At 69.3% G+C, this 22,970-nt stretch carries 19 protein-coding genes; 5 read left to right on the top strand and 14 right to left on the bottom strand.

The window, feature by feature from the left end:
- Positions 1-78 precede the first annotated feature (78 nt).
- The 8 genes from G4D85_RS08310 to dnaE all read right to left on the bottom strand — a co-directional run bounded on the left by G4D85_RS08310 (position 79) and on the right by dnaE (position 10,435).
- Positions 79-333, bottom strand: coding sequence for a hypothetical protein (locus G4D85_RS08310; protein ID WP_164009789.1), 255 nt, complete (start codon positions 331-333; stop codon positions 79-81).
- Positions 334-359: 26 nt separating this feature from the next.
- Complete coding sequence (locus G4D85_RS08305) at positions 360-1,187, bottom strand: crotonase/enoyl-CoA hydratase family protein (RefSeq protein ID WP_164009787.1); 828 nt, start codon at positions 1,185-1,187, stop codon at positions 360-362.
- Positions 1,188-1,498: 311 nt separating this feature from the next.
- Complete coding sequence (locus tag G4D85_RS08300) at positions 1,499-2,281, bottom strand: Imm49 family immunity protein (protein ID WP_164009785.1); 783 nt, start codon at positions 2,279-2,281, stop codon at positions 1,499-1,501.
- A complete protein-coding gene (locus G4D85_RS08295; RefSeq protein ID WP_164009783.1) occupies positions 2,278-2,868 on the bottom strand; it encodes an imm11 family protein in 591 nt (196 codons plus the stop codon). Before G4D85_RS08295 ends, G4D85_RS08300 begins: the two co-directional genes overlap by 4 nt.
- Positions 2,869-2,891: 23 nt before the next feature.
- The gene (locus G4D85_RS08290) at positions 2,892-3,545 is read right to left on the bottom strand and encodes an AHH domain-containing protein (protein WP_164009781.1); all 654 of its coding nucleotides are present in this window, start codon (positions 3,543-3,545) and stop codon (positions 2,892-2,894) included.
- A 197-nt stretch (positions 3,546-3,742) separates the two neighbouring features.
- Positions 3,743-6,202: a TIGR02270 family protein gene (locus G4D85_RS08285; protein ID WP_164009779.1), complete on the bottom strand. Its 2,460-nt coding sequence runs from the start codon at positions 6,200-6,202 to the stop codon at positions 3,743-3,745.
- Positions 6,203-6,267: 65 nt separating this feature from the next.
- Positions 6,268-6,738: a DUF4150 domain-containing protein gene (locus G4D85_RS08280; protein ID WP_164009777.1), complete on the bottom strand. Its 471-nt coding sequence runs from the start codon at positions 6,736-6,738 to the stop codon at positions 6,268-6,270.
- 142 nt (positions 6,739-6,880) lie between these two features.
- A complete protein-coding gene (gene dnaE / locus G4D85_RS08275) occupies positions 6,881-10,435 on the bottom strand; it encodes a DNA polymerase III subunit alpha (RefSeq protein WP_164009775.1) in 3,555 nt (1,184 codons plus the stop codon).
- A gap of 276 nt (positions 10,436-10,711) precedes the next feature.
- Here dnaE and G4D85_RS08270 point away from each other — a divergent pair, with 276 nt between their 5' ends.
- From G4D85_RS08270 to G4D85_RS08255, 4 genes are all read left to right on the top strand, one after another.
- Entirely contained in the window at positions 10,712-12,823 is a 2,112-nt protein-coding gene (locus G4D85_RS08270) for a sulfatase family protein (RefSeq protein WP_164009773.1), read from the top strand.
- A 65-nt stretch (positions 12,824-12,888) separates the two neighbouring features.
- Entirely contained in the window at positions 12,889-13,335 is a 447-nt protein-coding gene (locus G4D85_RS08265) for a Spy/CpxP family protein refolding chaperone (RefSeq protein WP_164009771.1), read from the top strand.
- A 121-nt stretch (positions 13,336-13,456) separates the two neighbouring features.
- Entirely contained in the window at positions 13,457-14,257 is an 801-nt protein-coding gene (locus G4D85_RS08260) for a M14 family metallopeptidase (protein WP_164009769.1), read from the top strand.
- Between the two features lie 132 nt (positions 14,258-14,389).
- On the top strand, positions 14,390-15,271 hold the full coding sequence (locus G4D85_RS08255) for an aldo/keto reductase (protein WP_164009767.1): 882 nt from the start codon (positions 14,390-14,392) through the stop codon (positions 15,269-15,271).
- Between the two features lie 105 nt (positions 15,272-15,376).
- Here G4D85_RS08255 and G4D85_RS08250 read toward each other — a convergent pair whose 3' ends face one another.
- A complete protein-coding gene (locus tag G4D85_RS08250) occupies positions 15,377-17,398 on the bottom strand; it encodes a glycoside hydrolase family protein (protein WP_205525468.1) in 2,022 nt (673 codons plus the stop codon).
- 244 nt (positions 17,399-17,642) lie between these two features.
- Positions 17,643-18,824, bottom strand: coding sequence for a substrate-binding domain-containing protein (locus G4D85_RS08245; RefSeq protein WP_164009765.1), 1,182 nt, complete (start codon positions 18,822-18,824; stop codon positions 17,643-17,645).
- A gap of 220 nt (positions 18,825-19,044) precedes the next feature.
- Here G4D85_RS08245 and G4D85_RS08240 point away from each other — a divergent pair, with 220 nt between their 5' ends.
- Positions 19,045-19,872, top strand: coding sequence for a hypothetical protein (locus tag G4D85_RS08240; RefSeq protein WP_240359146.1), 828 nt, complete (start codon positions 19,045-19,047; stop codon positions 19,870-19,872).
- A 6-nt stretch (positions 19,873-19,878) separates the two neighbouring features.
- On the opposite strand, the gene G4D85_RS08235 is transcribed toward G4D85_RS08240, so the two are convergent.
- The 4 genes from G4D85_RS08235 to G4D85_RS08220 form a co-directional block, all read right to left on the bottom strand.
- On the bottom strand, positions 19,879-20,595 hold the full coding sequence (locus G4D85_RS08235; protein ID WP_164009761.1) for a hypothetical protein: 717 nt from the start codon (positions 20,593-20,595) through the stop codon (positions 19,879-19,881).
- Positions 20,592-21,002 (bottom strand): hypothetical protein, encoded by a 411-nt coding sequence (locus G4D85_RS08230; protein ID WP_164009759.1) that lies wholly within the window; start codon positions 21,000-21,002, stop codon positions 20,592-20,594. Before G4D85_RS08230 ends, G4D85_RS08235 begins: the two co-directional genes overlap by 4 nt.
- Positions 21,003-21,031: 29 nt before the next feature.
- Positions 21,032-21,883 carry a WGR domain-containing protein gene (locus G4D85_RS08225; protein WP_164009757.1) on the bottom strand — a complete coding sequence of 284 codons (852 nt, stop codon included), beginning with the start codon at positions 21,881-21,883 and terminating at the stop codon, positions 21,032-21,034.
- Positions 21,884-21,972: 89 nt separating this feature from the next.
- Positions 21,973-22,968 carry an NAD-dependent epimerase/dehydratase family protein gene (locus tag G4D85_RS08220; protein ID WP_164009755.1) on the bottom strand — a complete coding sequence of 332 codons (996 nt, stop codon included), beginning with the start codon at positions 22,966-22,968 and terminating at the stop codon, positions 21,973-21,975.
- Between the last annotated feature and the right edge of the window lie 2 nt (positions 22,969-22,970).

Here is a 22,970-nt window from a genome sequence, read left to right as displayed (position 1 = left end):
AGGCTCCCGTTGCACGTGCACGATGATGATGAAGAAATCCTCGCACTGACGTCTTGCAGGCGGAAGCCCCCCACCCTGTCAGCCTGGCTCGCGCTTCAGGTACAGGCGGGTCAGGTTCTGCTCGCCTGCCACCTCGACCGTGGTGGACACCAGCTCCCAGCCCTCCCGACCCTCGGCCTGGAGCCACTCCCACAGGGTCTCGCAGGACTCAAAGGGCCTGGCGGACCTGGAGGCCTCCTGGATGGGAACCTTTCCCGCCCACTGACCATTCACGAACGTCACCCGCCCATCCTGGGACTGGGCGATGCGGTACTCGAACCGACGCGGTGCCATGTTGACTCCGGGTGTCTGGGAGGTGCTCAACGACCCTGGAAGCGGGGAGGCCGGCGCTCGGCGAAGGCGGAGAAGGCCTCCGTCAAATCATGCGACTGGAGGAAGGCGGAGTTCCACACCGCCACGTAGCGCAGGCCATCCGCGATGGACTTGTCCGCGCAGTACTCCATCACCTGCTTGGCGCCCTGGATGACGAGCGGTGGGTTGTCGGCGATGCGCCGCGCCGTGGCCCGTGCCTCGGTGAGCAGTGCCTCGGGCGTGGGGAACACCTCGTTGACCAGGCCCATGCGCAGGGCACGCGCGGAGTCCACGTCCCCGCCGGTGTAGGCCAGCTCGCGCGTGTTGCCATCGCCGATGATGCGCGGCAGGCGCTGGAGCGCGCCGAGGTCCGCGACGATGCCGACCTTCACCTCGCGCAGGGAGAACTTCGCGTCCTGGGAGCAGTACCGGAAGTCACACGCGGCGATGAGGTCCATGCCTCCGCCAATGCACCAGCCGTGTACGGCGGCGATGACGGGCTTGCGGCAGCGGGCCACGCCTTCGGTGGCCTGCTGCATCTCGCCGATGAGCTTGAGCAGCTTCGTGCGCTCCAGGGCGAGGTTGCCCTCGGCGGTGAGCAGCGGCCCGAGGGACTCCATCATCCCCATCAGGTCCAGGCCGTAGGTGAAGTGGTTGCCCTCGCCGCGAATCAGCACGACGCGCACGGCGTCGTCCGCGTCCAGGGCCTTCAGCGCCTCGGGCATCTCCCGCCAGAAGTCGGGGCCCATGGCGTTGCCCTTGCCCGGGCCGGTGAGCACCAGTTCGGCGACGCCCTCACCCTTTTCGATGCGCAGCGACTTGTACGTGCCGTCCATCTGTTCCTCCTCAGCGAGTTTCCAACTCCTGAAACCTACTGGAACTTCATGCAATCCAACCCAGACGCGCCACCGCATCAACGAAGCCCCTGGAGATGGCGCAGCACCAATGCTTCATCCTCGAGACGCGCCGCCTCCCGCGCCAGTAGTTCCCGGAAGGAACCGACCTCTCCGGCTACTCGCAGGCACGACGCGATGCCATCGCCACACGCCTCAACAGCCGCTCACGCAAGACGCTCGGGTTCCTCTCGCCCGCTGAACATCCAAGAAGCGTATTGCCCTGACCGGTTGAACCTGCGGGCCGTCCAGGCTCATGGGCTGAGCCAGGCATCCTCTGGCAGCGCGGGACATGAGGCCTCCCGGGCCGGCCGCGGAATCAGCTCCAGCCGCTGGGGTACGACGACCCCGCGGGACTGCGCAAGTCGCACGAGAGCGAGCCCATTGAGGTATACCTTCCCCTCTGTAGCATCGAGCTCCCGGTCGAAGTCGAGTTGCTTCCGGTACTTCCGGAGGCTCTCCTTTCGCGTCTTGAGCACCTCGCCGAGCGCGGAGCAGAACGCGGCCTCATTTGCTTCCAGCAGGGCCTGGCAGACAGCGAGGTAGACGGTGGGCTCGCCTTCTACCACGCGGGTCCAGCGGTCGAGGGTGCCCCAGAGAGAGGCTTCGTCCCGGGGGGTGCGCAGCAGCCGTTGCTGGAAGTGGAAGAAGAGGAACTCCTCCTCGTACTCAATACCTTCCAGGAACGTGTCCGGTGAGCGCTCCGCGATGCGTGTCGCGGTATCCAGGTCCCCCGCGGCCAGCGCGGCGACGAAGCCCGTGTCCTTGCTGATGGCTAGCACCTGGTCTGGGGGCTGGGTCTCCGAAGCAACCTGCCTCAGCAGATGCAAGCGGGCCAGTCCTGACTTGCGCAGGAGCCTTGCGAACCGCTCCCCGTCCATGTCACGCAGCAGGGCGCAGAGTCCCAGGATGCGGTAGGAGAAGGCGATGGTGGACAGGTCCTCGGCGGTGGCGTCGCCTTCCTCCACCGCCTCCAGTGCGCACCGAAGCTGGAAGCTGTAGTTCTCCTGCGCCAGCTCCAGCGGGTCATGCCTCATTGGATGTCGACCTTCGTCCCCAAGGCGTGGAAGACCATTCCGGTCAGTCCCTGCGCGTCCATCAGCGCCTTGAGTTCCTCCCTCACGAGAATCACCCGGGGCATCATGGCGATGCGGAAGAGATTGACCTGCGGGTCCACCTGGTCGTCCTTCAGGTAGAGCCGCCGCAGGCGGTCGAACTGCCGCTCGCCACTCGGAGCGGTGGTTCTGGAGCCCATGCTCCGCTCCATGTCCCCCCAGTCCCGCGTACCGAGGACGTTGGCGATGTAGCACTCGTCGCTGGCGACGCGCCCCTTGTGGTTGAGCAGGGTGAAGCGGAGGAACTCGATGGGTTCGGTAGTGTGTTGGGCCAACAGCTCCTTCATCCGGGCGGACACCAGCAGATAGCTCAGGGTGTTGGGAATGACGTCCGCGAGGCGGCTTCCCGTGACCTCGGGCGCCATGTGGAAGCTCAGGCCCTCCGGGTACTCGGCGCCCATGGGCTTGCCGAGCGTGGGCTTGTAGAAATTGGACATCGCGCTCGGGTACTTCCAAACCTGGCAGTACTCCGGCTTCGTGGCGTCAGCTCCGAAGATGAAATGGCTCATCACTGTCACTCAGGCGCGAAGGGTCACATCGTGAGGGTGGTGGGCAGCTTGTTGATGTGTGCCCCACGGCCTGCCTGCGCTTCGGCCCGACCCCACTTCACCAGCAGCCAGTATATCTCCTGCTGCGTGCGCTCAAGCTGCCTCTTGGTATCGGCCGCAATCTTGGCCTTGGTTCCCTCACAGCCCTCGTTCTTGATCTGGTCGAACCTGGCCCGGAACTTGTTCAGCTCCGTGATGCAGCGTGCTGCGTAGGCAGTCTGCTTGCCGTGCCGACCTCGATGCCTGGGCAGCCCCAGGATCTGCGCAACGTCCCAGGTGCACGGCAGGATGATCATGTTGAGTCGGGAGTTGATGTTGTACTTGATGTGAGACTGGAGGATCTCCCGCTCCTCCTGCTGCTCGAGGCAATCAAAGACGGTTTCCTCCGGCAGGATGTGGTGGTGCTCGTGCATGAAGGGACGAAGCTCGCTCTGGTAGTTCTGTCCCTTCCCGAAGTTCCAGGCACCCTTCTCGTCCAGGGGATTGACAGGCTGGTGGGAGTCCTTCGTTCCGCTCGCAGGCGTGGGGCCGCGGGCTGTCTTCGTGGCGAAGGCCTTGCCCTTCAACCGCTCCGCGGCGGTCAGCCGCTTTTTGGGACCGATGCGCCAGGAGCCCCTGAGGTCGTCATCGGGGTCCATCTCATAGAGGGAGCGTTTGCGAGAGACGCTCTCCGTCTCCTCGACACTGTTGTACTTGTAGGAGCAAGCCGGGAAGGTCGGGCTCTGCTGGTGTCCCGGAACGTGCTTGTAGATACAGCCCGTGGAGGCGTCCTTCTCAGGTGCTTGTCCACGTCAGGGAGCTCCGGCCAGTGCCGTTGGGATGTCATGGACCTGCCTCATGCCTTGGGTTCAGGAGGGTGGAGTAGGAGCGAGCCGCGGCTGCCGTCATCGCCGCTGACCCAGAGCAGCGCTCCACCTTCCGGGAGGTAGCCCCGCTCGAAGCCACGGACCGCCATGCAGATTCCCAGCAGACCGGCCGCCGCCCCTGTCTCCCCGAAGGAGGCGACGGGGTACCACGTGGGCGCTTCCGCCAGATAACCCTGCGAACGCAGGGTGACGAGCGCGTGTCCCCAGTCGGTCGCGCGGTAGCTGTCACCATTCAAGGCCGCGATGACCCTGAGCGCCTGCTCCCGCGGGCCGCCGAGCGCGCCCAGCGTCCGCCGGATGCAACGCACGAGCGCCTCACCCAGAGCCGGCGTGCGTGACAAGCGGTGGAACGGCTCCGCTTCGACGCAGGGTGCCTCGAGCGTTGCCAGGACCTGGGCCCCCCGCCTGACAGCGGAATCCCAGCGCTCCACGCGCACGAAGGCAGAGGCCTCCCCGGGGAGCAGGCCCACCGGGTTGCCCGGCGTCTTCAACAGGCGCAGCTGGTCGAGCGCTTCGACGAGGCGTGGCTCCACCAGGCTGTCGACACCGCCGATGATGCAGGATTCGACCACGCCGGCTTCGAGCTGCCGGAGCGCGTCCTGCAGCGCGAGCAGGAAGCCGGTGTCCCCAAATGAGAGGAGCTGCACCTTAGGAGACGTCTGGAGCCTCGCGGCCCGGAGAACGGCAGGGAGCAGGCGCTGCTGGTACATGGCGCGGCGCGCCTCGTGGAGGGAGGCCGGGACGCCTTCCCGCGATTCCAGCTCCTGCAGATAGTAGCCGCCCGGAGCGCAGAGATAGAACGCGCACCGGGGACCAGGTTCCTGGTGGGGCCGCGAAAGCAGGTCCAACAGGGCCTCCGTGGCCAGCGCCGCGAGGCGGCCGTGACTGGAGAAGCCCTCCGTGAGCCAGGGGATGGCTGCGCCTCGGGCCGGTTCGAGTTGCCGGCTCTCGGGGTCCCACACCTGCACCTCCCCGAGCGAGGAGAGGCGGGACAGTCCCGCGCGGCTGGCTGCGCAGCTCGCTACGACATCGTCACCGAGGGCGGAGACCATGCCCAGCCCGGTGATGGCCAACCGCCTCGGATGCGGGCGTGTGCCCTGACGTGGGCGGTCCAAGCTCCGCTGAAGCATGGGGGTTGGGCGAGGAGGCCTTGTGGTGGCCAGCAGTTCCTGGAAAGGCCAGCTCAGGCCCAGCCGCCCCAGCGCTTCCAGGCCCTCTCGGACCCCGGCTCGCTGCGTTGCGGAGAAGCCTCGGGACTGGAGGAGGAACCGACCCCGGCTGCGCAACGCGAGTTCCTGGGCCAGGACGTGACGCCGCCGCATGGGCACATGCTCCAAGGCTTCCGCGAGCCAAGCCCCGCTCAGAGGTCTGCCCAACAGGTAGCGAACGCCGCGCTCGAAGTGGCCTCGGTGCTCCCGCCACCACGAGTGAACTGGCCCGGGCGCCGCGAGGGGCAGTGTGTCCTCGGGTCTTGGTCCCACGACGCCCTCGGAGGCGTCCTCTTCCTCACGGAGAGCCGGTTCCAGCGGCGCGCGCTCGTAGGGCCCTGTCAGGCGCAGACCGGTGATGGCGCAGAATGACTCCGCCGCCAACCTACCGAGCGCTGCATCTTCAAGCAGTTGCAGGCAACATTCCGCCGCCTCGACGCGCCCGCTGAAGCCCAGGGCCCAGATGGCCTCCGCGCGGTTGCCAGGAGCTTTCGCGACTGCCAGCAGCCGCTCCAGGTCGGAGTCATTGCCCCCGAGTCCTACGAGGAGCAGGGCCGTGCCGTCGGGGGTGGGACCCGTAGCCAGCTTCCTGCACAAGGACCAGGCCGGGCCCAGGCCCAGGGTCAGCGCTGTCAGCAGGGCCTCGGTGCGTACTTCGGCGTGCGGCGCAGCCAGCGCATTGAGGACACTCTGCTCGGACACAGGCCCCTGGGTCATGCGAGCGGCCTTCAGCGCTGCGGCCACCAGTTGGGGGGATGGATGCGAAAGCAGTTCTCCCAGCAGGGGGCCCGGCTCTTCCCCCCGGAAGGCCACCACTTCCAGGGCAGCAGCCTGCACATCGGCCTCCGGCGAGGCCAGCAGCCGTGAGAGGGATTTCAGGACGCGCGGCGAAGCTCCCAGTTCCAGGGACCGGCGCAGCCAGGAGCGCGCGGCTGGCTCGGCGTGCTCCAGCGCGTCAAGGACCGCCGCCTCCGCCTTCTCCTCTCCCGAGGAGAGCAGGCCCAGTGCCGAGGCGGTGACGACGTCCGCGTCATCTCCGGAGAGTCCTGGCAGCAGCAGCTTCTGTCGGGAATGGGAGCCACCCAGTACCAGCGCATCCAGGTGCGCCAGCAGCCGCTCTTCTGGCCCCTCCGCCAGCTCTGCCAGGGTATAGGCGGGAGAGACCAGGGCGCCCTCCCACAAGGTCCACAGGAACGCGGCTTCGCCGAGGTGACCCTCCAAAAGCTCCTGCTGGGCTTCTGAAAGTGCGGATCCCATGGCGCGATTGCCAGCCGGGTTCACTGCACTCACTCATCCACGGGGTTCTTGCAGGTCAGGCACTTGGGTTTTTCACCGCTCTCGCCGAGCGCCACGACGGGCGGCTGCATCAGGGGTGAGGGGGGCGTGTTCTTGTCGTTGTGGAACATGAGGTCCATCGCCCGGGCGACATTCTTGCCCTCGAACTTCACGTCGAACGAGAAGTTCGCGAACTCTGCCTTGCCCTGGGTCTTCCCCGACACAACTCCACCTCCAGCGGTACCGGCCTCGTCGCCCGTACTGGTGCTGAAGTTCGAGTCCTTCACACAGACTGGGTTACCCTGCACGCTGACGTGCTTGGTACCTTTGTCGGTGTCAGAGGATCTGGCGACGTTGGGGTAGGGGATGGGAACCGGGCCACCTGGGCTCGGTGTCTTGCAGACATCGGGGAAGGCGACCGAGACCCCATTGGAGTCCCTGGTCACCACGGACATCTTGTTGACGCCGACCGTGTTTGCCATGGAGCCGAACTGTAGCGGCCGGCATCCAAGGGGGTAAATCGGACTGGAAGGCAGATGCCCCGTGTGTACTCCAGACGGCTGCACGGGAGTGCATTGGAGCCCGGCAGGCCCGGCTCCTGAGAGCCGGGCACTACGCCTGGCGTCAGCCGAACTCCACCACGCGCATCCCGAACAACCGGTCCACGGCCAGCAGCAGGTCGTCGTTCACCTGCACCTTGATGGACGTGTTCCCGATGAGCGCCTCACCTTCCCCATGGAAGAGCACGCTCACCGCCACCGGCGTCGCACCCGCGTACTTCTTCGCCAGCTCGTGCAGCTTCGCGACACGGTCCTCGGTGAGCAGGTCCGCCGGCACGCGCAGCTCCAGCCGCTTCGTGCGCTTCTCACGCACCTCCTTGAGGCTCTGGATGTCGTCGACGATGAGCTCCGGCGTGGGCGAGTCCTCGTCACGCTGGCTGATCTGCACCGTCCCCGTCACCAGGATGGGGTCGTCCGACTTGAGCAGGTGCTCCCAGTGCTCGAAGCCCGGCTTGGGCCCCTGCTTCGCCCACTTGCCATCGCGCCCCATGACGTTGCGCGTGCCGTCCTTGCCCGGGAAGCACACCAGCTCAATCGACCCGGACAGGTCTTCAATCGTCACCCACGCCATGCGCTTGCCCGTCTTGGTGGGCCGCTCGCGCAGCACCGTGACGACACCGGCCACGGTGAGCTTGTCGTCCTTCCGCGCACGCTGCACCGCCGTAATCGGCTTCGCGTAGCGCTTCAGCTCCTTGTCGTACTGATGCAGCGGGTGCCCGGACACGTAGAAGCCGATGGCCTCCTTCTCCAGCGCCAGCCGCTCCTTCTCCGACCACTCCTCCACCGACACGTACTCGTCCTTCAGCCCACCGCCGCTCCCCGAGGCCGGGCCGGCCAGCATGCCGAACAGCGAGCTCTGTCCCGCGGCCTTGTCCTTCTGGCTGGCCGAGCCGCGGTTCATCGCCTTCTCAATCGTGTCGAAAATCTGCCGGCGCGGGCGCTTCTCGAAGTCGAAGGAGCCGGCCTTCACCAGCGCCTCCAGCACCTTGCGGTTGACGCGGCGGCTGTCCACGCGCTCGCAGAAGTCGAACAGGCTCTTGAAGGGGCCGTCCTTGCGCGCCTCAATAATCGACTCAATCGCGCCCTCGCCCACGCCCTTGATGGCGCCGAGGCCGAAGCGAATCTTCCCCTCCACCGCGCCGAACGCCATGTCCGACTGGTTCACATCCGGCGGCAGCACCGCGAGGCCCGACTCGCGCGCCTCGCTGATGTGCTTCACCACCTTGTCGGTGTTGTCCTTCTCGCTGGAGAGAAGGGCCGCCATGAACTCGCACGGGTAATGCGCCTTCAGCCACGCCGTGTGGATGGTGACGAGGCCGTAGGCCGCCGAGTGGCTCTTGTTGAAGCCGTACTCGGCGAACTTCTCCATCAGGTCGAAGATTTCGCCGGCCACCTTCAGGTCGACGTTGTTCTTCGCGCACCCCTCGAGGAAGCCGGCGCGCTCGGCCTGCATGACCTCGGCCTTCTTCTTTCCCATCGCGCGGCGGAGCAGGTCTGCGCGGCCCAGGGTGTAGCCACCCAGGACCTGCGAGATCTGCATCACCTGCTCCTGGTACACGATGACGCCGTAGGTGTCCTTGAGCACCGGCTCCAGCGCGGGGTGCGGATACGCCACCTTCTCCCGGCCGTGCTTGCGGTTGATGAAGACGTCCACCATGCCGGAGTCCAGCGGACCCGGGCGGTAGAGCGCACCAGCGGCGATGACGTCTTCGAAGCAGTTCGGCTTGAGCTTCACGACCATTTCCGTGAAGCCGCTCGACTCCATCTGGAAGATGCCGGCCGTGTCGCCCTTGGCCATCAGCTCCCAGACTTCCGCGTCGCCCAGCGGAATCTCGTGCCGGGGAATGTGCTTGCCGTGGTTGCGCTTCACCAGGTCCAGCGCGTGCTGGATGACGGTGAGCGTCTTCAGGCCGAGGAAGTCGAACTTCACCAGGCCCGCCGCCTCCACCTCGTCCTTGGCGAACTGGGTGATGAGCGTCTTCTCACCCGGCGGCTGGTAGACGGGCACGAACTCCCACAGCGGCTTGTCGGCAATCACCACGCCTGCCGCGTGCATGCCGGGCTGGCGGTGCAGCCCCTCCAGCGCGAGCGCGATTTCCAGCACGTCCTTGGTGGTGACGGGCCGGCCCTCCACCTCACCGAGGGTGGTGGGCGTCTCCATCATCTCCTTGAGGCGAGGCTCCATCTCGATGGCCTCCTTCAAGGTGATGTTGAGCACCTCCGGCACCAGCTTGGCGATGCGGTCGCCTTCGCTGAACGGGAGCGCGAAGACGCGGCACACGTCGCGCAGCACGCTCTTCGCCTTGAGCGAGCCGAAGGTGATGATCTGCCCCACGTTCATCTCGCCGTACTTCCGGCCGACGTACTGGATGACCTCGTCCCGGCGGTCCTGGCAGAAGTCGATATCGAAGTCCGGCATCGACACGCGCTCCGGGTTGAGGAAGCGCTCGAACAGGAGGTTGTAGGGAATGGGGTCCAGGTCGGTGATGCCCAGCACGTAGGCCACCAGACTGCCGGCTCCGGAGCCACGGCCCGGGCCCACGGGGATGCCCTGCTTCTTCGCCCAGTTGATGAAGTCCTGGACGATGAGGAAGTAGCCGCTGAACCCCATCTTCTGGATGACGCCAATCTCCAGCTTCAGGCGGTCCACGTACACCTCCCGGTCGATGGGATAGGTGACGGTGGCGGCCAGCTCCTTGAAGCGCTCGCGCAGGCCCTCGTAGGCCAGCTCCGCCATGTAGCTGTCCGGGGTGTGGCTGTCGGGCACCTTGAAGGTGGGCAGCATGGGCTTGCCCAGCTTCAGCTCCAGGTTGCACTGCTCGGCGATGCGCTGGGTGTTGTGGACGGCCTCGGGGATGTCCTTGAAGGCTTCCAGCATCTCCGCGGGGCTCGTGACGTACAGCTTGTCCGTGGAGTGCTTCATGCGCTTGCCGTCCGCCAGCGTCTTGCCGCTGGCGATGCACATCAGCAATTCGTGCGCGCGGGCGTCCTCGCGCTTGATGTAGTGGGCGTCCGCGGTGGCGCACAGCGGGATGTCCATGTCCCGCGAGAGCTGCTTGAGGTTCTCGTTCGCCTTCTCCTGCTCGGGCATTCCGTTGGACTGCACCTCGAGGAAGAAGTGCCCGGGCTCGAAGATGTCCTTGTATTCCTGCGCGGCGCGGCGGGCGTGGTCCATGTCGCCGCGGAAGCACGCGCTGGTGACTTCACCACCGAGGCACGCGGTGAGGGCGAAGAGCCCCTTGCTGTGCTCGGCGAGGACCTTCTTGTCGATGCGGGGGTGGTAGTAGAACCCCTGCATGTACGCGGTGGAGGAGAGGTAGCGGAGGTTGGCGTAGCCCTCCGCGTTCTTGGCCACCAGGATGAGGTGGTGGGACACCTTCTCCGAGCGGTCCTCGCGCCCCTTGGGCCCCGCGACGTAGGCCTCCATGCCGAGGATGGGCTTGATGCCGGCGTCCTTGGCCTTCTTGTAGAAGTCGATGGCGCCAAACATGTTGCCGTGGTCCGTCACGGCAACGCTGGTCATCCCCTTCTCCTTCACCGTCTTGATGAGGTCCTTCATCCGGATCGCCCCATCGAGGAGCGAGTAGAGGGTGTGCAGGTGGAGGTGGGTAAAGGACATAGGCTCGTGCCACTCCAGGAGGAGAGATGCTGAACACTAGGGCTGCGCTCCCCTGCTCGCCAGTCCAGTATCGAGACTCTGGAGGTAGGCGACGGCGGAGCCGATAAATCGGCCCTGGAACCTCTTCTGCCATGAGCGGAAGCAGGGTTGAAGAAAGTAACGGCGGGGCCTGGCCGGCGCCTGCCTCCGTGCCCCCCTCCGGGCGTCCACTCAGCAGCACTTCAATGCGATTCCGGGGTGTTGCGCGGCCTTGACAGTGCCCAGCGTGAAGCCCTCATGGCCTCCGCGGACCGCCCCACCTTCGCCCGCGCCCTCCTGCTCGGCTGCCGGGCGGGCCTGCTCGTCTTCCTGGCGCTCTACACGCTCTGCGCGGTCTTCAACATGCAGCTGGGCTACCAGGGGAACGAGAGCCGGGTGGTCTCCGAATACGTCTGGAGCCAGTGGCGCGGGGTGGTGCTGGGCCAGGTGGGGCGGCTGCTCGCGGCCTACACCGTCGTGGGACTGGCCCTGGGCACGCTGCTGGGCGCGGGCCTCTGGGCAGCCGGAGCGGGCCGCAGGGCCGTGTTCTGGGGTAGCGCGCTGGCCTGCCTCGCGGTGGACGCACTGCTGGTGCTGGGCGACCTGGCGCACCACCCGCACCTGTACGCGGCCACGCTGTATGAGCGCTCGGCCGCCACGCGGTGGGTACTCCTGACGGTGAGCGGCACGACGCCCGGGGCCTGGCGCCTGGGCGCGGCGGTGCTGCCCTCGCTGGCCGGCATGCTGCTGCTCGCGCGGGCGCTGCGGCGCGCGCCGGCCCGGGCGCTGGCGGTGGGCGGAGCGCTCGCGGTGGCGGTGCTGCTCGGGACGGGGCAGCTGGTACGCGCGGGCCCGCCGCCCGCTGTGCCCCAGCCTCCCTCGGAGCGCCTGAACCTCGTCATCCTCTCCGCGGACGGGCTGCGGCCGGACCACTTCTCCGGCAACGGCTACCCGCGCCCCACCACGCCCAACCTCGACCGACTGCTGCGCGAGGGCTCGCAGTTCCAGGAGACGGTGGTGCAGGTGCCGCGCACCGCGCCCTCGTGGACGACGCTGCTCACCTCGCAGTGGGCGGGCGAGCACCCCATCCGTCACACCCTGGTGGGGCGCAAGGCCCGCCAGCAGCCGCTCACCACGCTGGCCACCGCGCTGAACGGCGCCGGCTGGCGGACGGCGGTGGTGGCGGACTACGCGGGCGACCACTTCTCCCGGCTGGACTTCGGCTTCCAGCACGTGGAGGCACCGGCCTTCCACTTCCCGGACCTCATCCGCCAGCGGATGCTCATCACCCACGTGGCCCTGCTGCCGTGGACGGCGCTGGCGCCCGGCCTCTTCACCGAGCGCGGCCAGTTCCCCGAGCTGACCGACCCCGCCCCGCTGCTGGGCCGCGTGCGGCGCACGCTGGAGCGCCTGCCGCGCGGAGACCCGTTCGCGCTCGTCGTCTTCGGCTCCACGCCGCACTTCCCGTATGCCGCGCCCTGGCCCGAGCAGGGCCGCTTCGTCGCGCCGGACTACTCGGGCCCCTGGCGCTTCGGCACCACGCCCCAGTTGGAGGCGCCCCCGGGACAGCCTCCACCGACGCCCGAGGACGTGCGAGCGCTGGTGGCCAACTACGACGCCTCGGTGCGCGCCTTCGACGGGCTGGTGGGCGACGTGCGCGCGGAGCTGGAGCGGCGAGGGCTGTGGGAGTCCACGCTGGTGGTGGTACTGGCGGACCATGGCGAGCACCTCGCGGACGAGGGGCGGGGCCTGGGCCATGGGGACCACCTGTGGGGCGGCGCCGCGCTGCGCATCCCCTTCGTGCTGCACCTGCCAGGGCACGTGGCCAAGGGACACACCGTGAGACAGCGGGCCCGCGCACTGGACGTGGCGCCCACGCTGCTGGACCTGCTCGGCGTGCCCGCACCGGCGAGCTTCCGCGGCCGCTCGCTGGCGTCCCTCGTCCGTCCGGGCGCGGAGGGCGTCACGCTGCCGGACGCGCCCGCGCTCGTGGAGACGGACCTCTGGTTCAGCGACCGCGACGGCCAGCCCTACCAGCGGATGCGCATCCCCTACCCCTGGGTCTACGAGACAGCCACGGTGGAGCCGGAGACGGGGGACATCGCCCTCAAGCCGGAGTGGGAGGCCGCCGTGCAGGCGGCCCGTCACCGGGGCGTGTACCTGGGCCGCTGGAAGCTGCTGGAGCTGCCCACGCCGAGCGGGCTCGAGGTGGAGCTGTATGACGTCGTGGCGGACCCGGCGGAGGCCCACGAGGTGAGCGAGCAACACCCGGACGTGGTGCGCGCCCTGCGCGAAGTGCTGGCCCAGGAGCGCCCTTCACACTTCTTCACGCCCCGTACAGGCGCACGACATGGGCGCCCGGCACATTGAGCACTGTCGCCACCTCGGCGAACCCACCCGGAGCCCTCCACGGGCCCCGCACCGGAGAGAGTGCCATGAAGAAGAAGATTGCCATCGCCGCTTCCGCCGTCCTCGCCGTCGTCCTCCTCAGCGGCTTCGCGTTCCGCGGAGGCCATGGCTGGGGCCACAACCCCGAGCGCATCAAGCAGATGATTACCTGGCGGCTGAACGACAAGCTGGAGGACCTGGACGCCACCGACGCGCAGCGCCAGTCCATCAACGCCGTGAAGGACCGCCTGTTCGAGGACGGGGTGCAGCTCATGGAGGAGCATCACGGGTCGCGCGCGGAGGCCTTCGCCCAGCTTTCGTCGGACGCCCCGGACGCGCAGAAGCTGCACTCGCTGGTGGACGCCCGCATCGACGCCATGCGCGCCTTCGCCCACAAGATGACGGACGCCGCGCTGGAAGTGCACGGCACGCTGACGCCGGAGCAGCGCAAGGAGCTGGCCACCGAGTTCCGTGAGCGCACCGGCATCAAGTGACGTCCACCCACGGGCCCGGCCACCCGGGCGGGCCCGGGGCCGTGGGGCACTGAACGCCCCGGCCCTGTACGGAAGGTGGAAACGGGTGGGCGCCGGGTCTGGCCACGGCTAGTTTAGGTGCGTGAATTACACCGACTATGCCCAGCGCATCCGCTCCTTCGTGACGCTCGCCGAGGTGGCCGAGTACGGCCGCGTCACGGAAGGCGGCCAGGACTACCCGCTCTTCCGCCTCACCGTCCCGGGCGACCGTTGGCTGGTCATCACCTCGGGCTTCCATGGGGAGGAACCCGCCGGCCCGCTGACGCTGGCCGAGCACTTCCCGGAAGTGGTGGCCTACGCCCGGGAGCGCGGCGTGGGCCTGCGCGTCTACCCGTGCATCAACCCGTCCGGCTTCGAGGACGGCACCCGCTACAACCGCAGCGGTGAGAAACCCAACAACGACTTCCTCCGGTACGAAGTGACCGCCGGCGAGTGGAAGGGCGAGCTGAGCCGCCCGCAGCCCATCCTCCGTTGGGTGCTGTACGACGGCGGCCCCAAGGAGACGCGGGCCGTGCGTGGCGACCTGGCGCGCTTCCCGCCGCCGAACGCCGCGCTCGACATCCACCAGGACAACTACCTGGGCGGCGAGGCGACGTACGCGTACACCTTCGGGGACAAGGCCGCGTTCCGCCCGCTGGTGGACACGTGCGCCCGCCACGTCACCGTGGTGCGCAACCAGAAGGTGGACGAGAACAACTTCACCGACGCGGACGGCCTCATCGAGTACCACGACGGCAGCATCACCGACTGGTACATGCGCCAGGGCGTGCCCTACGCCGCCGCGCTGGAGACCACCACGCCCACGCCGCTGGCGAAGTGCCACGCGGTGAACCTCACCTGGATTCGCGGCTTCATCGACCTGGCCGCGCGCGGCGGACGGTAGCGCCCGACGTCGTCCCGCCGTGGGGCATGGCGTGGCCTCGCTGGATGCCACGCCACGGCTCGCGTGCCATGCTGCGCGCCTCATTCCGGACCGTGGCCGCCGCCGCCCGGCCGCGCGAGGAGGTTCATGGTGATGGAGCGTCGCCCCCTGGGAAGGACGGGACTCGAGGTGTCCGTGCTCGGCTTCGGCGCGGGTCACGTGGGCAGTCCGGACCTGCCCGAGACAGACGCCGCCGCGCTGCTGCACGGCGTGCTGGACGCGGGCCTCAACCTCATCGACACGGCGCCCGGCTACGGACTGTCGGAGGAGCGCATCGGCCGGCACCTGCACAGTCGCCGCTCCGAGTTCGTCCTGTCCACCAAGTGCGGCTACGGCGTGCCCGGCGTGGAGGACTGGACGCCCGAGTGCATCACCCGTGGCGTGGACCAGGCCCTCCAGCGGCTGCGCACGGACGTGCTCGACGTGGTGCACTTCCACTCGTGCCCGGTGGAGACGCTCCAGCGGCCCGGGCTGATTGACGCCCTGGTGCGCGCCGTGGAGGCAGGCAAGGTGCGCGCCGCCGCCTACTCCGGAGACAACGCCGCGCTGGAGTACGCGCTGGGCACGGGTGCCTTCACCGTGGTGCAGACCTCCGTCAACCTGTTCGACCAGCGCGTCATCGACCGGGGACTCGCGCAGGCCCGGGAGCGTGGCGTGGGGGTCATCGCCAAGCGGCCCCTGGGCAATGCGCCGTGGCGGTTCCACGAGCGTCCCGGCGCGCACGATATCGGCGAGTACTGGCACCGGATGCGGACCCTGGCGCTGGACTCGCGCGGCCTGGACTGGGGCGAGTTGGCGCTGCGCTTCACTGCGTACGTGCCCGGCGTGTCCACCTGCATCGTGGGCACCGGGCGGCTGGACAACCTGCGGCGCAACCTGCGGACGCTGGAGCAGGGCCCGCTGCCCGCGGACCTCGTCGACACCATCCGCGAGGCCTTCCGCCGGAACGACCACGGCTGGGACGGGATGATCTGAAGGGTGCCGGCTGTCTCTCGTCGGAATGGGAGGCGCGGAAAAGCGGCGGCCCCCATCCGCGTCACCGTGGCGGATGGAGGCCGGCGTTCATCACACAGGCGGGGCTCAGCTCCGGGCCAGCCGCTTCCGCCTCGCACGTAGGGACAAGCCCAGCAGCGCGAGCAGGGCCAGCGGGAGTGGCACCGCCGTCGTGACACCACACCCACCCGGGCCCTCGCCGTCGTCACCCACCACCGCGGGCACCTCCGGAGCGACGCCCTCCTCGGGCGGGGGCTGAGGGGCCGGCGGCTCCGCGGCGTCCTGCACCACTCCCGGAGGACCGTCCCCCTCGCGTGAAGCCGTGCCGCCCTCCTCCCCCGCGGAAAGCACCGCGTCCCTGCGCTCGAAGACGCCCGTGGCATCCAGCAGCGCTTCGGAGAGCACCGGGTCATCCTTTCCAGGACGGGGGGCCAGCACACTCGCGGACGCGCCGGCCGTCACCGTGTGCCCCAGCACGCGGAAGTCGCTGTCACTGATGACCGTCCTCACCGAGACGCGGCCGAGGTCATTGATGGCCGGAGCGCCCGTGCGGAAGACGTAGTTGCTGGCAATCTGGACTTCGCTGCCTCCGGGCGGACGGACCCAGACGCTGTAGCGCTGCGCGGTGAGGTCCGCGCGGATGCGCACGTGGTACGTCTGCCCGGAGACATAGGGCACCCGGGTGAGCGTGGCGTAGCCCCCGCCGTTGCGCACGTCGAAGTAGCCGTCCGGGTTCATGCGCACCGTCATCGACAGGCTTCCGTACCCCGCCACCTCCGTGGAGCTGTCCGCGTAGCCCACGGTGCCGTCCTGCGGCGAGGCGCGCGGGTTGATGTCGAACTCGATGGTGCGCAGGCCGGTGTTGGTGGAGCCGAGCAGGTGCTGGCTCTCGAAGAAGGACGTCTTCGAGTACCAGGGGTACGGCGGCCGCGGGTTGAAGCGCAGCACCGCCTCCAGGAAGTAGTAGTCGCCGTAGATGAGGGTGGTGTTGATTTCCCGCCCCGCCGGCAGGTGCCCCACGCCGTGCAGCAGCAGGCCCGGGCTGTTGGTGCCTTCCGCGGAGTAGGCGGGCGACGCCAGCGAGTCGAGCGTGCGCAGCGCCGCGTCCCGGTAGCGCGTCCTGCGGGTGGCGTCCGTCTCCAGGCTGCTCAGCTCCAGCAGCGCGGAGGCGACGATGGCCGCCGCGGACGAGTCCTTCTGCTGGCTGGGGGCGTTGAAGTCCCAGTTGGGCACCATGTCCGCCGGCACCCGGGCCAGGTACCAGTCCGTCACCTTCCGCGCCGCGTCGAGCATCCGCGTGTCGCCCGTGTACCGGTACACCATGGTGTACCCGTAGATGAGCCACGCATGCCCGCGCGCCCACGTGGAGCTGGCCGAGTAGCCCTGGAACGTGCCCTTGGAGCGGATGGCCCCCGTGGTGCGGCTGTAGTCCACGTAGTGGAAGGAGCTGCCGTCCGGACGCACCGCGTCCTGGAGCGTGCGGAGCGCGTGGTTGACGGCCATCGTCCTCCACTCGGGCCGCCCGCCGTTCTGTGACGCCCACAGCAGCAGCTCCAGGTTCACCATCGTGTCGGTGACGAGCGGGACCTGCCAGGCGGAGTTCCAGTCGCAGCAGCTGATGATGCCGACCTGGGAGTTGTAACGGGACGCGAGCGACTCGGCGGCCGTGAGCAGGACGCCGCGGTAGTAGCTGTTTCCGGTGAGCCGGTACGCATTGCCGAAGCTCAGGAACAGCTTGAAGCCCAGGTCGTGCGTCTGACGGTTCGTCTTCTGGAGCTCCAGGGGCCGCGTCCAGCGGTCTGCCCTGTCCCGCCACAGGGGCTCACTCCCCACCTGGTACATGAACCACATGCTTCCGGGGAAGAAGCCCTGCGTCCACTCGATGAGGTCCGTGTTGGGTTCCCGGGTCCACGTCCCATCCGACAGGGCCGCCTTCGGAGACCACGTCGCGTCCGGCATCTCCCGCGTGGTGTCCGCGAGCTGTGAGCGCGCAAAGCCAATCACCCTCACCGCGTCCGCGTCGCTGAAGGCCTGTGCCCGCGGCACCACCACCAGCATCAGCAGGGACAGCACGGCGAAGCCCCTTCCCACGCTGCAATAGGATGTCATATGCAACCCTCCCCTCCGCCCCGGCAAGGTGGCGGCGCACAGGCGGTGCGAACAGGGACACCTGCCCTGTCGCCGTCTGGCTGCCTGGACCGCGAAGCGGCGAGCCCGCGCCGACAGCCAGGTGCCGTGGCAGGGAGGGTGCACGGGGCTTGTGACGGGTCACCACGCGCAGCAGTGGCCTGTCCGCCTGGAGGGAGGGCGGGCTGGCGGGGCGCTTGGGAGCAACCTGCTCAGCCCTGCCTCACTACCGCGACGCGGCCACCAGGTGGGACCACAGGGTCAGCAGGCTGCGGACCACCGACCCCTCCGGAACCTCCGCCACCGGCGGCACGTCCACCTGGATGCCGTGGGGCGCCAGCCGCGTGAAGGGGTTGGCGACGTCCTGCGTCTTCAGTGGCACCGCCGGGTCCGCGGGCCGGAAGCCGAACGCCAGCGCGCGCTCCTGCACGGGCCGGCTGCGCAGGTAACGAAGCCACTCCAGCGCCGCGGCCTTCTGCCTCGGCGTCACCCAGTCACCCTGCAGCACCGCCGCCGGGTGGTCGCTCCAGAGCGTGAGCGCCGGGTAGTACACCCTCAGGTTGCCCCACCGGCCCTGTGCGTTGGCAATCTGTGAAATCGCCAGGTTCTCGTACACCACGGCGATGTCGTACCGGGACGGGCCGAAGCGGACCATGTCCGTCATCAAGGTGCCCGTGGAGGTCTCGAAGCGCGTGACGCCCTTCTCCAGCTGCCGCATCCAGTCCTGGTACTTCGGGTCCAGCAGGTCGCGCTCCGTCAGGCCGCTGCGCTTGTTGTAGAACTCCATCGTCGCCAGCAGCAGCGCCTGGAGCCCTGAGTTGGAGCGCGTCGGGTCCGTGTGGCCCAGCTTCACGAAGCCCCAGTCCGGCTTGCCTCCGATGGCGGACCAGCCCTGGTCGCTCGCCACCGCCTTGTGGATGGCCTTCCACGACACCGTCTGGCCCTGGTTGGCCTTCTGCAGCACCTCCGCCCGGTCCTCCCACACCACGAAGACGAGCGGCGTAATCACCAACGGCTGCGGAGCCTCGTTTCCATTCGTGGCGAAGAGCGGACCGCGCGAGGGTTCGGTGGCCCAGTCCGACTCCAGCATGCGCAGCACCGCGCTGTCCGCGGGGCTCCACACGGTGGGCTTCTCGCGGCCGTCGAGGATGGCCTGCGCCGCCTCCAGCGAGCCGCGCCCGACGAGGGTGAGCTTGATGTCCCGGTGCTCGCGCTGGAAGGTCGCCGCGGCGGCCTCCACCCAGTCCTTCTTCTCCGTGCTGTAGAGGAAGGAAATCTCCGTCACCTCGCCGCGCGCGCCCGGCTCGGAGCCGCCCCCCTGCAGGCCCGCGTTGCGCTGGGACGACAGGTAGAGCACCCCGCCGACCGCGGCGAGGAACCCGATGATGATGAGGACCCTGGGCGTCATGTACCGACTCGCACCTCTTGGAAGGACTCTTCTCGCGCGGCGTTGATGTCCACAAGGAGTCCCCTCCACATCACCTCGTTCTTGCACCCCTGTCACACCAACGTCACGAAAGCGGGGCACGCGCGCGGCGGCGCGCCCTGGCGCCGGCCCGGTGTCGTCCCCGCGACTGACACGCCCCGTGACATTTGTTTGTGCTCAAATGAAGTGCCAGAATCGGGGCATGAGGTCGACCCTTCAGCGGCTGGTGCTCCTGGGAATGGGCGTGGCGCTTGGCGCCTGCGCGGCGAGGCCCGCGCCTCCCGTGCAGCGGTATGTGCTGGGCATGTCCCGGGCGGAGTACCGGGACTACCGGGAGACGAAGGCCTCCCCGTGCGACGCGGAGCCCCGGTGGCTGGCGGACGAGCTGACGACGGTCAACGGGCTGCTGTCGCGCTTCCTCCGGGAGACGGAGCAGCTTCCCGCCGTGGACGCACCGGAGCATGCGTCCCGACTGGCGCTGCTCCAGGAAGCCACCCGGACGCTGCCACCCCTGCTGGAGGTGCACCGCGGCACCCTGCGGAGCCTGGAGGAGTGTGGCTTCCGCCGCTCCGGGGCGTTTCCGGAAATCTCCCAGCGCGGCGTGGAATTGGTGGAGGCCACGCGGGCCCGGCTCGCCCAGGCCCCCGCGGCGCTGGAGGCGGCGGCGCTGCACGAGGCCCGGCGACAGTGGAAGGAGGAGGCACCGAATCGGGAGGCGTCCGCGCGCGGCACCTGGTGCCCGGCAGCGCCGAAGGTGGGGCAGCCGGACGTGTACTACGCGCGCCAGGAAGCGGACGGCCGCATCGAGTGGCGCTTCTGTGACGGACACCGCGTGGAGCGCGCCGCGGGAGGCGAGCCCCAGCTCATTGAACCGGAAGGCCTGACGCGCCGCGAGCGCCGGCTCATCCAGCCCCGGCGCTACCTGGAGGCCGCGGGCAACTTCCCGACGGAGGAAGTCGACCGGCAGCCGGACACCGCGCCCGCCCGGGGCTCCGCCGCCAAGGAGTCCCCGTCCGGCGGGCCGGGCTGAGCGCGGCTACGGGGCGTAGGTGACGACGACGTGGTTGCCCGTCACCAGCAGCCGGCGCGGCACGGCGCCGTTGGCCTGGAGCGTCATGTCGAACACGAGGGGCAGGCGGAGCGCGCTCTTGTTCATCTCGCTCTGGAGGCGGCTCTCCGCGCTGGAGTCCCGCTTCGCCCTGAGGCGGATTTCCGTGGCCTCGGCGCGGGCCAGCACGCGGGCGCCGTCCAGCGTGAGCTGCACCTCCAGGTCGGCGATGGCGCCCTTGGTGACGGCCTGCTCGAAGTCCTTCACCTGTCCCTTCGCGAAGGACGGCACGCTGCCGGTGTACTTCACCTTCTCGCCACGCAGGTGCGCCTTGCAGCGCAGCCGGTTGCGGGAGAGGAACTGAAAGTCGGTCACCCGCTCGACGATGATTTCGCCCTTGAGCTTGCTGTTGAAGTCCCGGCCGGGCATCCGGTACGGCACCATCTGCGCCGCCATCCGCTCCAGCGCCTCGGGCGTGAAGTAGAGCGAGAAGGCGCCGCCCGCCTTCGCCGGGGACTGCAGCTCCGCCAGGTACGAGGCCGAGGCCTGCACGGCCTGGTCAGCGGCCTGCACCTCCCGGGTGAGCTGGCGGTTCTCATCCTCCAGCGACTTCATGCGCACGCGCGGGTCCACCGCGCAGCCCCCCAGCAGCGCGGCGACGGCCAGCAGCGCCCACGTGGCACCCCTTCCCCGTCGCGCGCTCATTGCGGGGACACCTGGCAGTTGCCCGGGGACACCTTCCAGCCCCCGGCGTTGCGGGAGGAGGAGAAGCTCGGCGTCATCTGGAAGGCGCGGTGGCTGAGCTTCACCCGCGAGTGGACGGTGCCCGAGCGCGGCATCCCCTTCGCGGGAGTGCTCGCGGCCGTGACTCCGGCACACTCCAGGCCCTGCAGCCCGGCGGTGCCCTCCGCCTGTGTGGTGGTGCGGAAGGACTGCTCGATTTCGGCCTGCTTGCGCCGCAGCTCCTCGCGCAGCGCCTGGTTGCGCGCCTCCAGCTCCTGCACGCGTGGGTCCGCCGCACCGCCTCCGCGCGTCGCGCCGCTCTCGGAGGCACAGCCCGCCGCCAGCAGCAGCAGCGCCGCCAGCAGCCCTCGTGGGGTGATGCTCGTCATGCGCCGCACGGTAACACCGGCGCGCAGGCCTAGGCCTCCAGGCGGGCCAGCCTCCGGGTGAGGTGGGAATCACCCCCCGCGTCCACGCCCTTGACCCAGGCGGCCAGCGAGCCACCCGCGGACGACAGGTGCGACTCCACGTGTGGCCGCAGCTCCGCCCAGCGCTTCGCCCAGCCCTCCTCGGAGAGGGCACCGTTCAGGCCGGGCCGCTCGGCCAGCAGCATGCCCAGGCGCAGGGCCAGCTCCGGCTCGCCCAGCGAGGTGGCCTGCCCGGCCAGCGCCGTGGCGGCGGGGACGGCGGAGCCCGCGCGCCGCCAGACCTCGGTGGCGCGGAGGAAGGCCGCCGCGTCGACGGCGCCCAGCAGCGACAGCGCATGCCGCAGCGGCAGGCGACCTTCCTTGGGCGCCACCACCACGCGCTCCATCAGCGCGGTGAAGGTGCCCGCCAGCTCCGGGTGCGCCGCGGGGTCCACGCCTCCGAGCGCGCGCAGGGCCCTCCGGGCACGCCGGGCGCGCGACGTCACCTCCCAGCTTCGCCACCCGAGCCGGGCCCGCAGGGCGGCCAGCGCGTCGGCGGCGGCCTTCACGGCCTCGGGGGTGGGGGTGGCGCGCGGCACGCGCCGGAGCAGCGGGGCCTTCTGGGGCGTGGCGGGCGGCGGGGGGGCTTCGGCGCCCGCCGTGACTTCGCGATAGCCCTCGCGCTGCTTCTCCGCGACCTTCTTCTCGTACTCGCGCCGGGCGCCGGCCTCGTCGGGAAACTCCTTCTCCTTGCGCTGGCCCGCGGTGCCGATGCGGCCGAACGTGACGATGAAGGTGCTGCCCTTCAGCTCCGGCTCCCAGAACTTGGAGCTGCTGCCCTCGACGAACTCGAACCTGCGCATGGCGCTGCCTCCTCGGGCGACGGCGACCGGCGCAGGCTAGCGCACTGCTCCGCCGGGTGCCCGCTCGAACGGGCCCGGCCGGCGGACGCTCACAGCGTGCGCGGCGAATTCGCCTTGTACTCCATCCGCATTTCGCGCAGGCCCTCCTCGCGCGTCATCCGGCCCTCATAGCCCAGCTCCTGGCGGGCCTTCGCGTCGCTCACCGTCACCTCGCGCCCCACCAGCAGCAGCTCGGCGCGGGTGAGGGGCGGCCGGCTCTTCAGGTGGAACGCACCCCACAGCACGTCCCCCAGGGTGGCAATCGTCGCCGCCAGGCCGTACGGCATCGTGCGCGTGCCCGCGTCCACGCCCTGCGTCTTCAGCATCTCGGTGATGAAGTCGCGGAACACCACCGGCTCGCCGTCGGTGAGGAAGTACGCCTCGCCGCCGCGTCCCTTCTCCGCCGCCAGCAACATGCCCTCCACGCAGTTGGCCACGTGGCAGGTGGAGGACAGGTAGCGCCCGCCGCTGAACCACGCGAAGCGCTTCGCGCGCACCGCGCTGATGAACTCCGGCAGCAGCGACGTGTCCCCCTTTCCCCAGATGAAGCGCGGGCGCACCGCCACGGTGGTGAAGTCCGCGGAGCTCACGCTCAGCACCCGCCGCTCCGCCTCCGCCTTGGTGGAGGGGTAGTCACCGATGGGGCGCGCCGGCACGGGCCACGTCTCGTTGACGCCCACCAGCGGCGTGCCGTCCACCAGCACCGCCTCCGTGCTGACGTGCACCAGGCGCTTCACGCCCGCCGAGCGTGCAGCCTCCAGCACGCGCTCCGTGCCCCGCACGTTGGCCTCGTAGAACTCCTCGCGAGGCCCCCACCCCTTCACATACGCCGCCGCGTGGAAGACGGTGTCGCAGCCCTCCATGCCGGGCCGCAGCTTGTCCGCGTCGGACAGGTCCCCTTCGAAGGCCTCGGCCCCCGCCTCCGTGACGGCCGCCATGGCGGCGGGGGAGCGCGCCAGCGCGCGCACCGAGTCCCCGCGCGCCTTCAGCGTCGCGATGAGGTGCCTGCCCACGAAGCCCGAGCCACCGGTGACGAATGCCCGCATCG

Source organism: Pyxidicoccus trucidator (genome assembly GCF_010894435.1).
GTDB lineage: Bacteria > Myxococcota > Myxococcia > Myxococcales > Myxococcaceae > Myxococcus > Myxococcus trucidator.
The sequence above is the reverse complement of the archived record's forward strand: the minus strand, read 5'-3'. Positions and strand labels throughout refer to the sequence as shown.